Below are 12,629 nucleotides of genomic sequence, written 5' to 3'. Positions count from 1 at the left end.
GCTGGCCAATTGCCTTTTATGTTCAGGGAGGAGTCATGGGGTTTACGATTTGCTACAGCTTCCAAGGCAAGAGAGTGGTTTTCAATCATGCAGTCGATATCCTTACTCAGTACGACGCTATGTATTGTTCCTTGCTTCATTCTGGATGTGCTTTCCGAAAAGAATGGTCAAGCGGCGGAACGTACTCATCTATGGTTGAGTACGCGGAGCAAAGCGGGGTCACCGAGGTGAGATGGCATAAGACCCTCCATCACCTTCACCCTTAGGAGAAACCACCATGGACACGCTACAGGCTATCTACTGGGCCTGTGTCGTCGTTCAGTTGGGTTTCTGGCTGTGGTCGCGTAGGCCCCCTTAACGGGAATCTGACAGAAATTTCTGTTCCCCCATCTCATTGCTTCTACTCGCCAAGGTTCCCCCGTGCGGCCTCGCTCAGCGCCATAAGGACCCCTTGAGAGGCTCGCCAACTGTCACCAACGCTGTCACCATCGTGTCACCAGCTCTGTCACCAAAACCCTTGAGGTCCGCTATGAAGCCCGCTACGCTTGGCCTGCCATCAGCCCCCCTTTCAGTTCTGGGCCAACCCGGAAAACTTCGGCAAGTATTGGTGGTAATACGATGAGTACGTCGATTTGTCCCTGCGGTAGCGGCACCCTGCTGGATGCCTGCTGCGGTCATTACCATGCAGGCCACCCCGCGCCGTGCGCCGAGGCCTTGATGCGCTCGCGCTACAGCGCTTATGTACTGGGTCTGGTGGACTATCTGGTGGCGACCACCCTGCCCGCGCAGCAGGCCGGCCTGGACCGTCAATCGATCAGCGACTGGAGCGCCCAAAGCACCTGGCTGGGCCTGGAAGTGGAAAGCTCCGAGGTGTTTGGCGGTCAGCCCGAACATGCCTTCGTGACCTTCACTGCGCGCTGGCATGACAGCACCGGCGAACACAGCCACCGCGAGCGCTCGTCGTTCGTGCAGAACAATGACCACTGGTACTTCATCGACCCCACCGTGCAGCTCAAGGCCGGGCGCAACGACACCTGCCCCTGCGCCAGCGGTCAGAAATTCAAGAAGTGTTGTGCAAGCTATTTCCTCAGCTGAGTTTCAACACAGACTACCCCCGACGCCCTATTGCTAGACTGAGGTATCAGGGGGTAACGGCATGGTCTCTGATTTTCGGGCATTAACAACAATCAGCCTGCTTATGATGCTGACGCTTGGCGGCTGCGCGTCCTGGTTTGCCGACGACACACTCGATCCCCAGGTTCACCTGATCAAGGTTGAAGTGGTCAGGGCCAAGCTCCTGGAGCAGCGGTTCGTTCTGCATTTTCGCGTCGACAATCCCAACGACAGTGACCTGAGGGTCCGAGGCCTGGAATACCGGATTCATTTGGGTGACATGCTGCTGACCGAAGGCGAGTACGGAAAGTGGTTCACCGTGGAGCCGAAAAGCAGCGGCTATTTCAAGGTCCCGATCCGTACCAATCTTTGGCCAAAGGTGCGCGAAGTGGTGAAGCTCTTGCGAAAACCGACGAAACCCATTCCTTATCGGCTGGAGGGTGTGCTGGAAACCGGATTATTCATCGGTCATGACGTGCACCTGGCGCGCAATGGCGAGATAATCCCCGCCGATTTTATTCCGGAGTGACCTCGATGACCCAAGAACCTCATGTCCATGGCCCTGACTGCAACCACGATCATGGTCATCACGAGCACCATGATCACGACCATGGCCATGTTCACGGCCCCAATTGCGGTCACGCTCACCAGGAGCCGGTGCGCAATGCGTTGAAAGACGTCGGCCGCAACGATCCTTGCCCATGCGGCAGCAGCAAGAAATTCAAGAAGTGCCACGGCGCTTGATGTACTAAAGCCTCGCGGGCAATTTCCCTCCCCCGGACTTGCACCTCCCCCTGTGGGAGCGGGCTTGCCCGCGAAGAACGATAACTCTGTGAATCTGACTCACCGCGTCGCCTGCTTCGCGGGCAAGCCCGCTCCCACAAAAGCCAGGCCGCGCAGTATTTCGGCTACCGCCACCACCGTCGCATATTCCCCATCCAGATTACCCAGAGACATAGCGTGCACTTCTTCAGCGGAGTGCGGCTTACCGAAGAAATCGACTTTGTCGAAGGTGTAACAGGCATCTTCCGCGACCCAGGTATCAAACCCCAGATTGCCCGCCGTGCGCGCGGTGGATTCGACCGAGTTGTGGGTCGCCACGCCGACGATGATCAATTGTTCTATCCCCGCCTCCCGCAAACCTGGCTCCAGCGTCGTCCCGCAAAACGCATCCGGCACCTGTTTCTGGATCAACCGCTCGCCGTGCAATGGCATGAATCGCTCCTGAAACTCGACACCTGACTGCTCCGGCCAAAACACCGAGTCAGGCGAACGGGACAAATGCTGCACATGGATCACCGGCCGCGCAGTCCCGCGCCAATGGGCCAGCAATTCGGCGATTCGCTCCTCGGCGTGGGGGTTGTTGCGCCGTCCGAGTTTGGGGTGATGAATGCCTTTCTGCTGATCGATCAGAATCAGTGCCGCGTTCGTCTTGAGCTCCATGCTGACTGTTCTCTTGCCGGGTCATTGAATTTACTGCACTTCAATATCACCTCTTCTTATCAGGCAACAACAAAAACACCGCAATACCTGTGGGAGCGGCGGTGCGGCGATCCGACTTGCCCGCGAAAGCGGTTTAACTGACAAAGAAGAAATAACCCTCGCCTCCCGCTTGCGCGGCATCCTCCTGCTCACTAACGTAGCGCCTTTATCAGCACTACCCCCCGCAGGAGCTTTGCCATGGCCTCGCCAGCCTTCACACATTTTCTTCCCCGGTTCGGCGTTGCCGCTGCAATGACCGGTGTTCTCAGCCTGGCCGGTTGCCAGACCTGGAACACTCAAGACACCCTGCCATCTACTACCGGCGTGCAGCCGCTCAAAGGGCTGGCGCAGAACGTATCGGTGCGCCGCAATGCCATGGGCATGCCGCTGATCGAGAGCAACAGCTTCCACGACGCGCTGTTCACCCTGGGTTACGTGCACGCCAGTGATCGCATCACCCAGATGGTCACCATGCGCCTGCTGGCTCAGGGTCGTCTGGCCGAAATGTCCGGCCCTGACGTGCTGGAAGCCGACCGTTTGATGCGGGCGGTCAATCTGAAAAAAAGCGCCGGCGAGCTCTATAAAGCCGCTTCGCCGCGCCTCAAGCGTTTCTTTGAAGTCTATGCGCGCGGCGTCAACGCCTACCTGTTCCGTTATCGCGACAAGCTGCCGACGGAACTGGCCGCTTCAGGCTACAAGCCCGAATACTGGAAACCGGAAGATTCGGCGCTGATCTTTTGCCTGCTGAACTTCAGCCAGTCGGCGAACCTGCAGGAGGAAATCTCCTCGCTGGTACTGGCGCAGAAAGTCGGTGCCGACAAGCTCGCCTGGCTGACACCGTCCTACCCGGATGAACCGCTGCCCTTCGCCGAAGCGCAAAAACTCCAGGGGCTGAACCTCAACGGACAGATCCCGGGGCTGGCCGAGATCACCACAGTCACCCGTCAACTTTCCGACCTGAACCTGCTGAGCGTCGCGGCTTCGAACAACTGGGCCATCGCGCCTCAGCGCAGTCGCAGCGGCAAAAGCCTGCTCGCCAGCGACAGCCATCTGCCGATCGGCGTGCCGTCGCTGTGGAGCTACGTGCAATTACGCGCACCCAAATACCAGGCCGCGGGTGTATCAGTCGCCGGGATCCCGGCCATCGTTGCCGGCTTCAACGGCAAGATCGCATGGAGCATGGCGATGGTCATGGGCGACAATCAGGACCTTTTCCTCGAGAAACTCAAACGCCAGGGCAACGCGCTCTACTACGAAGTCGACGGCAAGTGGCAGCCGGCGATCGTTCGCAATGAAACCTTCTTCGTCAAAGGTCAGCGATCCATTCGCGAAACCCTGTATGAAACCCGCCACGGACCACTGCTCAACAGCGCTGCAACGATGACCAGTGGTTATGGCCTGGCATTGCAAATGCCGGACCTCAAGGACGACAAGAGCCTGGATGCGTTCTTCGACCTGTCCCGTGCGCAGAACGTCGAAAAAGCCTCCGACGCCAGCCGTGAAATCCGCGCCATCGCGCTGAACATGGTATTCGCCGACGCGAACAATATCGGCTGGCAAGTCACCGGTCGCTTCCCGAACCGTCGCGAAGGTGAAGGCTTGCTGCCATCGCCGGGCTGGGAAAGTCGCTACGACTGGGACGGTTATGCCGATCCGATGCTGCACCCCTATGATCAGGATCCGGCCCAAGGCTGGCTCGGCACCGCCAACCAACGGATCATTCCCCACGGTTATGGCATGCAGCTGTCCAACTCCTGGTATTACCCGGAACGTGGCGAACGCATCGCCGAACTGGCCGGTGTCGGCAAACACGACACTCGCAGCATGATCGCCATGCAGTACGACCAGACCACCACTTTCGCCGCCAAGCTGAAGAAAATGCTCGAGACGCCGGGCATGTCCCAGCCGCTCAAACACGCCATCGACGCCCTGCCTGAAGTTGAACGTAGCAAGGCTCGCGAGGCCTACAGCCGCTTGATGGCGTTCGACGGAAAACTCGCCCCGACCTCGACTGACGCGGCAATCTACGAGCTGTTCCTGCAGGAAAGCACCCGGCAGATCTTCCTCGACGAACTGGGTCCGGAATCCAGCCCGGCCTGGCAAGCCTTGGTCGCCAACGGCAATCTGTCCTACTCGGCTCAGGCCGATCATCTGCTCGGCCGCGAGGACAGCCCATTCTGGGACGACACCCGCACCGCGCAGAAGGAAGACAAACCGACGATCCTCGCCCGCAGCCTCGCGGCGGCGATTACCGCCGGTGACAGCCAGATGGGCACCGATCACAAAGCCTGGCAGTGGGGCAAACTGCACCGCTACGAGTGGAAAAACACCCGCGGCCAGACCGTGCGCGGTCCGATTCCCGCAGGTGGCGATCACACCACGCTGAACGCCGCTGCTTACAGTTGGGGGCAGGACTTCAACACCACGTTGATACCGGCCATGCGTTTTATCGTCGACTTCGGCCAGGCCGAACCGATGATGGGCCTCAGCAGCACCGGCCAATCCGGCAACCCGGCCAGCCCACACTACATCGACAGCATCGATCCGTGGCTCAAAGGTCAATACATGAGCTTCCCGATGCAGCCGCAGAACTTCGACAAGGTCTATGGCAAGACGCGGTTGACGCTGGTGCCTGGCAAATAAGGATTTTGGGCGTACAAGATCCACCCCTCACCCTGGCCCTCTCCCCAGAGGGGAGAGGGGACTGACCGTGGGAGATTGAAGATCTACTGCGACCTGAGAGCTCTGCATTGAATCCATATTCGATACGGTGTTTCAGGTCGCAGCAGATCAAAAAATACCTCGGTCAGCCCCCTCGCCCCTCTGGGGAGAGGGTTGGGGTGAGGGGTGGATGTAACTGAAGCCAAAGCACTCACGCCTCACTGCAGTGCATAAAATACCCAGCGCCCGTTTTCGGGCATGCCACAGAAATATTTCTCTCGAAAACTACCTTTTAAAACACTTGTTCGGGACTATGGTTCGGAAATTGCTACTTTTAATAGGTCTTACGCTTTCCAGTAACAATAATTCTGCGCCACAAGCGCTCATATTGGTTTTTAGGGATTGAATAATGAAAAAAGCATTGCTGACCCTTTCTGCACTGGCGTTGTGCATGGCGGCCGCTGGCTCCGCGTTGGCCAAGGAATATAAAGAGCTGCGTTTTGGCGTTGACCCTTCCTACGCACCGTTCGAGTCCAAAGCGCCTGACGGTAGCCTGGTGGGTTTCGACATCGACCTGGGCAATGCGATCTGCGCCGAACTGAAGGTCAAGTGCAAATGGGTCGAGAGCGACTTCGACGGCATGATTCCTGGCCTCAAAGCCAATAAATTCGACGGTGTCATCTCCTCCATGACCGTTACCCCGGCCCGCGAAAAAGTCATCGACTTCTCCAATGAGCTGTTCTCCGGTCCGACTTCCTTTGTTTTCAAAAAGGGTTCTGGCCTGAGCACCGACCTTGCCTCGCTCAAAGGCAAAACCGTCGGTTACGAGCAGGGCACCATTCAGGAAGCCTACGCCAAAGCCGTGCTGGACAAGGCGGGGGTGAAAACCCAGGCCTATCAGAATCAGGACCAGGTCTACGCCGACCTGACTTCCGGCCGCCTCGACGCTTCGATCCAGGACATGTTGCAAGCCGAACTGGGTTTCCTGAAGTCGCCAAAAGGTGCTGACTACGAAGTCAGCGAGCCGGTCGACAGCGAACTGCTGCCATCCAAAACGGCTATCGGTATCTCTAAAGGTAACAAAGAGCTCAAAGCGCTTCTCGATAAAGGTATCAAAGCGTTACACGACGATGGCACCTACGCCACCATTCAAAAGAAACACTTTGGCGATCTGAATCTCTACAGCGGGAAGTAATCCCTGAGCGCCCACCGCAAAGGGTGGGCGCTTTTTTCGATTGTCAAAGGCACGACCCATGTTCGAAGACCTCTTACAAACCTTGGGGCTTTCCGCATTCAGCTTGAAGGGCTTCGGCCCGCTGCTGATGGAAGGCACCTGGATGACCATCAAATTAGCGGTATTGTCGCTGTTGCTGAGCGTTCTGCTCGGCCTGCTCGGCGCCAGTGCCAAACTTTCCAGCACCAGGCTGCTGCGCGTTCCGGCGCAGCTCTACACCACGCTGATTCGCGGGGTGCCGGACCTGGTGCTGATGCTGCTGATTTTCTACAGCCTGCAAACCTGGCTGACGACGTTTACCGACTTCATGGAATGGGAATACATCGAGATCGACCCATTCAGCGCCGGGGTCATCACCCTGGGCTTTATTTACGGCGCCTATTTCACCGAGACCTTTCGCGGCGCGATCCTCGCCGTGCCGCGCGGCCAAGTCGAAGCCGCCACCGCTTATGGCCTGAAACGCGGCCAGCGCTTTCGCTTCGTGGTGTTCCCGCAAATGATGCGCTTCGCCCTGCCGGGCATCGGCAATAACTGGATGGTGATGCTCAAGGCCACCGCGCTGGTGTCGATCATCGGCCTCGCCGATCTGGTCAAGGCCGCTCAGGATGCCGGCAAAAGCACCTATCAACTGTTCTACTTCCTGGTCATCGCGGCACTGATTTATTTGCTGATTACCAGTGCGTCGAACGTCGTCCTGCGCTGGCTCGAACGCCGTTACGCGGCCGGTGCCCGGGAGGCCGTACGATGATCGAACTTCTACAGGATTACTGGAGGCCTTTCCTCTATAGCGACGGCTACCACATGACCGGCCTGGCCATGACCATGTGGTTGCTCAGCGCCTCGATCTTCATCGGCTTTGTGGTGTCGATCCCGCTGTCAATCGCCCGGGTATCACCGAGGTTTTACATACGCTGGCCGGTAGAGTTCTTCACCTACCTGTTCCGCGGTACGCCGCTCTATATCCAGCTGCTGATCTGCTACACCGGGATCTACAGCCTCGCCGCAGTGCGCGCGCAGCCGGTGCTCGATGCGTTCTTTCGCGATGCGATGAACTGCACCATCCTCGCCTTCGCCCTGAACACTTGCGCCTATACCACGGAGATTTTTTCCGGGGCGATCCGCAGCCTGGCCCACGGTGAAGTCGAAGCGGCGAAAGCCTATGGCTTGAGCGGCTGGAAGCTATACGCCTATGTGATCATGCCGTCGGCCCTGCGTCGCTCGTTGCCGTACTACAGCAACGAAGTGATCCTGATGCTGCACTCGACCACCGTAGCCTTTACCGCGACCATCCCGGATGTGTTGAAAGTTGCCCGCGACGCCAACTCGGCGACCTTTTTGACCTTCCAATCGTTCGGCATTGCCGCGCTGATTTACCTGACGGTCACCTTTGCACTGGTCGGCTTGTTCCGCCTCGCCGAACGCCGATGGCTGGCCTTCCTCGGGCCGACCCACTAGAAGCTTCAGGAAACAAGAGCCCATGCGCCACCAGATTCACGACTTGCTTGCCCCGCTGCCGGGCACTACACGACAGATTCACAGCTTCCACTTCGGCCCGCAGCAGGCTGAAGGCAAGATCTACATCCAGTCGTCCCTGCACGCGGACGAACTGCCTGGCATGCTGGTGGCCTGGCACCTCAAGCTGCGTCTGGCCGAGCTGGAAGCTCAAGGCCGCCTGCGCAGTGAGATCGTGCTGGTGCCGGTGGCCAACCCGGTCGGTCTGGAACAAGTGCTGATGGACGTGCCGTTGGGCCGTTACGAGCTGGAAAGCGGGCAGAACTTCAACCGCTGGTTCGTCGACCTGAGTGAAGAAGTCGGGAATGAGATCGAAGGTCAGCTCAGCGAAGATCCTCAACACAACCTCAGACTGATTCGCACCAGCCTGCGCAAGGCCTTGGCTCGACAAACTGCCAGCACTCAACTGCAATCCCAGCGCCTGACCCTGCAACGACTGGCTTGCGATGCGGACATGGTGCTGGACCTGCATTGCGATTTCGAAGCCGTCGCGCACCTGTACACCGCCCCTGACGCCTGGCCGCAGGTCGAACCTTTGGCGCGCTATATCGGCGCCCAAGCCAGCCTGCTCGCCACTGATTCGGGCGGGCAGTCCTTCGATGAATGCTTCACCCTGCTCTGGTGGCAATTGCAACAGCGCTTCGGTGAGCAGTTCGAGATTCCGCTGGGCAGCTTTTCGGTCACCGTCGAGCTGCGCGGTCAGGGTGATGTCAATCACGGACTGGCGAGCCTGGATTGCCAGGCACTTATCGACTACCTGAGGCAATTCGGCGCCATCGCCGGCGAACCAGCACCCCTGCCGGAGCTGCCCTACCCGGCCACCCCGCTGGCGGGCGTCGAGCCGGTAGCAACGCCCGTCGGTGGCCTGCTGGTATTTGCCGCGCTACCGGGTGAATACCTTGAGGCAGGGCAACTGGTCGCCGAGGTCATCGACCCGATCAACGATCGCGTCACGCCCATTCATTGCAACAACGCCGGGCTGCTTTACGCCCGCTCGCTACGGCGCATGGCCACTGCCGGCATGGTGATCGCCCATGTCGCCGGCCGCGAAGCCTATCGCAGCGGCTACCTACTTTCGCCTTGAGGATGCATTGCCCCATGTACAAACTGACCGTTGAAGGCCTGCATAAATGCTACGGCGACAATGAAGTGCTCAAAGGCGTTTCGCTCAAGGCCAAAACCGGTGACGTGATCAGCCTGATCGGCGCCAGCGGCTCGGGCAAAAGTACCTTTTTGCGCTGCATCAACTTTCTCGAACAGCCCAACGACTGCGCCATGAGCCTGGACGACCAGCCGATCCGCATGATCAAGGACCGGCATGGCATACGGGTGGCCGATGAAGCCGAATTGCAACGGATCCGCACACGTCTGGCGATGGTGTTCCAGCACTTCAACCTGTGGAGTCACATGACGGTGCTGGAAAACATCAGCATGGCGCCGCGCCGGGTGCTGGGTGTCAGCAAGAAAGACGCCGAAGACCGCGCCCGTCGCTATCTGGATAAAGTCGGCCTCGCCGCCCGGGTTGCCGATCAATACCCGGCGTTCCTCTCAGGCGGCCAGCAACAGCGCGTGGCCATCGCCAGGGCATTGGCGATGGAACCGGAAGTCATGCTGTTCGACGAACCGACCTCGGCGCTCGACCCGGAACTGGTGGGCGAAGTGCTCAAGGTCATCCAGGGCCTGGCGGAAGAAGGCCGGACCATGATCATGGTGACTCACGAAATGAGCTTTGCCCGCAAGGTATCCAGCCAGGTGCTGTTTCTGCATCAGGGACTGGTGGAAGAAGAAGGTACGCCGGAGGAGGTGCTGGGCAATCCGAAGAGCGAGCGGTTGAAGCAGTTTTTGAGTGGAAACCTGAAATAACCCTACTGTAGGAGCCGAGCTTGCTCGCGATGAACGATAACGCGGTCAGTCATATTGACCCAAGCGTCCCCATCGCGGGCAAGCCACGCTCCTACAGGAGCGTCTGATCAAACAACAGGTGCGGGAGGCGGCTCATCCGGCAGGGTTGGCTCGCCGGGTTCGGTAGGCTGTTCATTCGGGGTGTCCGGGTCAGGTTGGCCAGGAATGCCACCTGCCATGTTGACCGACGGATGCGCCAGCAATGACCAGGCAAGCAGGCCGACCTGATTGGGTTCAAGCCTCGCCAGTTCAGCACTTATTCGCGGATCGATTTTCATAGGGCACTCCCTGAGATAGCCCGGCTCACATTGCGCGAACCGGAGCAGTACTCTCAATAGAGTATCTGCTCACTCAAGAATTCCAACTGTTCGTCAGATGCCTGAATCAGGTACGCGGCAGGGTGACGCCCAGCTGGCCCTGATACTTGCCGCCACGGTCTTTATAAGAGACTTCACAGGCTTCGTCGGATTCGAAGAACAGCATCTGTGCGACACCTTCATTGGCGTAGATCTTCGCCGGCAGCGTGGTAGTGTTGGAGAATTCCAGGGTCACATGGCCTTCCCACTCTGGCTCGAGCGGGGTGACGTTGACGATGATGCCGCAACGGGCATAGGTGCTTTTACCCAGGCAGATCGTCAGTACGTTGCGCGGAATGCGGAAAAACTCCACGGTCCGGGCCAGGGCGAAGGAGTTCGGCGGGATAATGCACACATCGCTTTTGACGTCGACGAAACTCTTCTCATCGAAGTTTTTCGGATCGACGGTCGCCGAGTTGATATTGGTGAATACCTTGAATTCATCCGCGCAACGCACGTCGTAGCCGTAGCTCGAAACGCCGAAGGAAATCACCCGGTCAGCGCCTTCGCCGCGCACCTGACGCTCTACGAAGGGCTCGATCATGCCGTGCTCTTGCGCCATGCGGCGAATCCACTTGTCCGATTTGATGCTCATGGCGGGTGTCCTGAATAGCGAGGTGGAAAAATTCTGTCCGGCATCTTACCGGGGCGCGCCGCCGGGTTCAAAGTCTGGGGCGCTTTTCTCGCCGATCCCCGCAATAGTTAAGGCTTGGCGCCTCATGCATGCACCGTCAGTCATGAAAATAGAGAAACCTTCGCAAAGACCATTGGCACGTTCCGGAAAAAGGGTTAAGGTGGCGCCACTGTGCTGCTTGTGTCACTGAGAATCTCTACACGATATGTTGAATTTCGATCCAACCATCTCCAAGAATTTTTCCTGCTCTTTGCACTCAGTCTCGGCCAGGGCTTTTCCTGAGTCGCAGTTAACTTTGTCCAAGGAGATACACCATGTCTAATCGCCAAACTGGTACCGTTAAGTGGTTCAACGATGAAAAAGGCTTCGGCTTCATCACTCCACAATCCGGTGACGACCTGTTCGTTCACTTCAAAGCTATCCAATCCGACGGCTTCAAAAGCCTGAAAGAAGGCCAACAGGTTTCTTTCATCGCTACCCGCGGTCAGAAAGGCATGCAAGCTGAAGAAGTTCAAGTTATCTAACTTGTACTGATACAGCAAAAGCCCCGCCCTCAAAAGCGGGGCTTTTTTGTGCCTGTCTGTTTTGTTCTGAACGACGCCCTGAAACAGGTTGAGCCGCTCAACCCTGCCTCAGAACGATATTGCGTCAGTTACCAGGTAACGCCAAAGCCGGCGGTATAGCGGGTCTTGTCCAAATCCGCCTTGTCGGTGCCGCTGATGATGTCCTTCTCCGCCTTGAGGTTGAGCGACGCCCAGTCAGTAACCCGATAGCGCAAGCCGAGCTCGGCGTCGAGCGCATAATTGGCCACGCCACCCAGTGGTTTTCCAACCTCGCCGTTAGTGAAGAACTCGACTTTCTTGCCCACCAGGTAACGGTTGTAGCCCCACTTCATCGCCAGGGAATAGAAGTTGTCCTTGCCGCCGTTCGAATACTCGTAGTCGGTCCGGTTCAGCAATGAACCGAGGGAAAACGCCCCCAGCTCGTTATCCCAGAATTGATAACCCGGACCGGTACCGACGGTACGCTGGCGGGCCAGCTCTTCGACTTTGTCGCGCTTATAGCTCAGGCGCCCCTGCCAGAACCACTTTTCGGTAATGAAGCGGTCAAGCGCATATTCGGCCTTCCAGTTATCAGTGGTTACCACATCTTCCTGGAACTCGCGGTTGTATTCGCCTTCGGCCGTATGCCGCCACCTGCCGTGACGCGCAACAGTCTTGAAATCAGCGTCATAACGGTCGCTGTCTTTTTCGGCACGCTGATAGTCCAGTGCCACATCAACGTTGCCCTTCCACACCAGATCTTCGACGACCGGTTTGGGTTTGAGGATCTGCTGAATACTGGCCAGCTCAACGGTTTTCGGTGTATCACCGTTGGCCAGGGTTACCTTGCCATCCTCTGCCGCATGCAGGGACTTGGCCACCTCACCGGTGTAGGCATCCTGCTTGACCAGCAGCTGCTGATCGCTCTCCAGGGTTTTGACCTGCTTCCAGTCAATCGGGATAGCACCGCCATATTCGGTCTGGATCAGCAGTTTTCCGCCATCGAAGACATTGATCTTGCCGCTCAAACGGTCACCGTTCTTCAACCAGACGGTATCGGCGAGCAAGGGCGTGGAGGCACTGACGACAGCGAGGCACAACAGGGTTCTGGACAACATAAGTAAATACAGGACTCAAGCTTGCGAAAAAAGGCGGCATTATCCCCATAGAGAAAGCCCGAACAAAGACTGACC

General features: G+C 57.9%; 15 protein-coding genes. 11 read left to right on the top strand and 4 right to left on the bottom strand.

What is annotated here, in order from left to right; translation table 11 throughout:
- Positions 1 to 35 precede the first annotated feature (35 nt).
- From AC3I0A_RS05835 to AC3I0A_RS05820, 4 genes are all read left to right on the top strand, one after another.
- On the top strand, positions 36 to 266 hold the full coding sequence (locus AC3I0A_RS05835; protein WP_489376667.1) for a DUF6555 family protein: 231 nt from the start codon (positions 36 to 38) through the stop codon (positions 264 to 266).
- 352 nt (positions 267 to 618) lie between these two features.
- Entirely contained in the window at positions 619 to 1,095 is a 477-nt protein-coding gene (locus AC3I0A_RS05830) for a YchJ family protein (RefSeq protein ID WP_489376666.1), read from the top strand.
- A gap of 61 nt (positions 1,096 to 1,156) precedes the next feature.
- The gene (locus AC3I0A_RS05825; protein ID WP_489376664.1) at positions 1,157 to 1,642 is read left to right on the top strand and encodes an LEA/WHy family protein; all 486 of its coding nucleotides are present in this window, start codon (positions 1,157 to 1,159) and stop codon (positions 1,640 to 1,642) included.
- Between the two features lie 5 nt (positions 1,643 to 1,647).
- Positions 1,648 to 1,857 (top strand): SEC-C metal-binding domain-containing protein, encoded by a 210-nt coding sequence (locus AC3I0A_RS05820; RefSeq protein WP_489376663.1) that lies wholly within the window; start codon positions 1,648 to 1,650, stop codon positions 1,855 to 1,857.
- A gap of 99 nt (positions 1,858 to 1,956) precedes the next feature.
- On the opposite strand, the gene AC3I0A_RS05815 is transcribed toward AC3I0A_RS05820, so the two are convergent.
- The gene (locus AC3I0A_RS05815; protein ID WP_489376662.1) at positions 1,957 to 2,556 is read right to left on the bottom strand and encodes a cysteine hydrolase family protein; all 600 of its coding nucleotides are present in this window, start codon (positions 2,554 to 2,556) and stop codon (positions 1,957 to 1,959) included.
- 237 nt (positions 2,557 to 2,793) lie between these two features.
- Here AC3I0A_RS05815 and AC3I0A_RS05810 point away from each other — a divergent pair, with 237 nt between their 5' ends.
- The 6 genes from AC3I0A_RS05810 to AC3I0A_RS05785 all read left to right on the top strand — a co-directional run bounded on the left by AC3I0A_RS05810 (position 2,794) and on the right by AC3I0A_RS05785 (position 9,865).
- Positions 2,794 to 5,238, top strand: a complete 2,445-nt coding sequence (locus AC3I0A_RS05810; RefSeq protein ID WP_489376661.1) for a penicillin acylase family protein — start codon at positions 2,794 to 2,796, stop codon at positions 5,236 to 5,238.
- Positions 5,239 to 5,665: 427 nt separating this feature from the next.
- Positions 5,666 to 6,451: a transporter substrate-binding domain-containing protein gene (locus AC3I0A_RS05805; protein ID WP_489376660.1), complete on the top strand. Its 786-nt coding sequence runs from the start codon at positions 5,666 to 5,668 to the stop codon at positions 6,449 to 6,451.
- Between the two features lie 58 nt (positions 6,452 to 6,509).
- Positions 6,510 to 7,238 (top strand): ABC transporter permease, encoded by a 729-nt coding sequence (locus AC3I0A_RS05800; RefSeq protein WP_489376658.1) that lies wholly within the window; start codon positions 6,510 to 6,512, stop codon positions 7,236 to 7,238.
- Entirely contained in the window at positions 7,235 to 7,945 is a 711-nt protein-coding gene (locus AC3I0A_RS05795; protein WP_489376657.1) for an ABC transporter permease, read from the top strand. The genes AC3I0A_RS05800 and AC3I0A_RS05795 overlap by 4 nt, the downstream gene beginning before the upstream one ends.
- A 22-nt stretch (positions 7,946 to 7,967) precedes the next feature.
- A complete protein-coding gene (locus AC3I0A_RS05790) occupies positions 7,968 to 9,086 on the top strand; it encodes a succinylglutamate desuccinylase/aspartoacylase family protein (protein WP_489376656.1) in 1,119 nt (372 codons plus the stop codon).
- Between the two features lie 14 nt (positions 9,087 to 9,100).
- Positions 9,101 to 9,865 (top strand): ABC transporter ATP-binding protein, encoded by a 765-nt coding sequence (locus AC3I0A_RS05785; RefSeq protein ID WP_489376654.1) that lies wholly within the window; start codon positions 9,101 to 9,103, stop codon positions 9,863 to 9,865.
- Between the two features lie 107 nt (positions 9,866 to 9,972).
- On the opposite strand, the gene AC3I0A_RS05780 is transcribed toward AC3I0A_RS05785, so the two are convergent.
- Both AC3I0A_RS05780 and dcd read right to left on the bottom strand, forming a co-directional pair.
- Positions 9,973 to 10,182: a hypothetical protein gene (locus AC3I0A_RS05780; RefSeq protein WP_489376653.1), complete on the bottom strand. Its 210-nt coding sequence runs from the start codon at positions 10,180 to 10,182 to the stop codon at positions 9,973 to 9,975.
- A gap of 106 nt (positions 10,183 to 10,288) precedes the next feature.
- Positions 10,289 to 10,855, bottom strand: a complete 567-nt coding sequence (dcd, locus tag AC3I0A_RS05775; RefSeq protein ID WP_489376652.1) for a dCTP deaminase — start codon at positions 10,853 to 10,855, stop codon at positions 10,289 to 10,291.
- 353 nt (positions 10,856 to 11,208) lie between these two features.
- Between dcd and AC3I0A_RS05770 the strand changes: the two genes are divergently transcribed.
- Complete coding sequence (locus AC3I0A_RS05770; protein WP_002554837.1) at positions 11,209 to 11,418, top strand: cold-shock protein; 210 nt, start codon at positions 11,209 to 11,211, stop codon at positions 11,416 to 11,418.
- A gap of 128 nt (positions 11,419 to 11,546) precedes the next feature.
- On the opposite strand, the gene AC3I0A_RS05765 is transcribed toward AC3I0A_RS05770, so the two are convergent.
- The gene (locus AC3I0A_RS05765; RefSeq protein WP_489376650.1) at positions 11,547 to 12,554 is read right to left on the bottom strand and encodes a DUF481 domain-containing protein; all 1,008 of its coding nucleotides are present in this window, start codon (positions 12,552 to 12,554) and stop codon (positions 11,547 to 11,549) included.
- Positions 12,555 to 12,629: the final 75 nt, after the last annotated feature.

The sequence above is a fragment of the Pseudomonas sp. KH_024_B2 genome (assembly GCF_057839965.1).
Note: the sequence above shows the minus strand (reverse complement) of the source record. Positions and strands in the feature narration are given on the sequence as shown.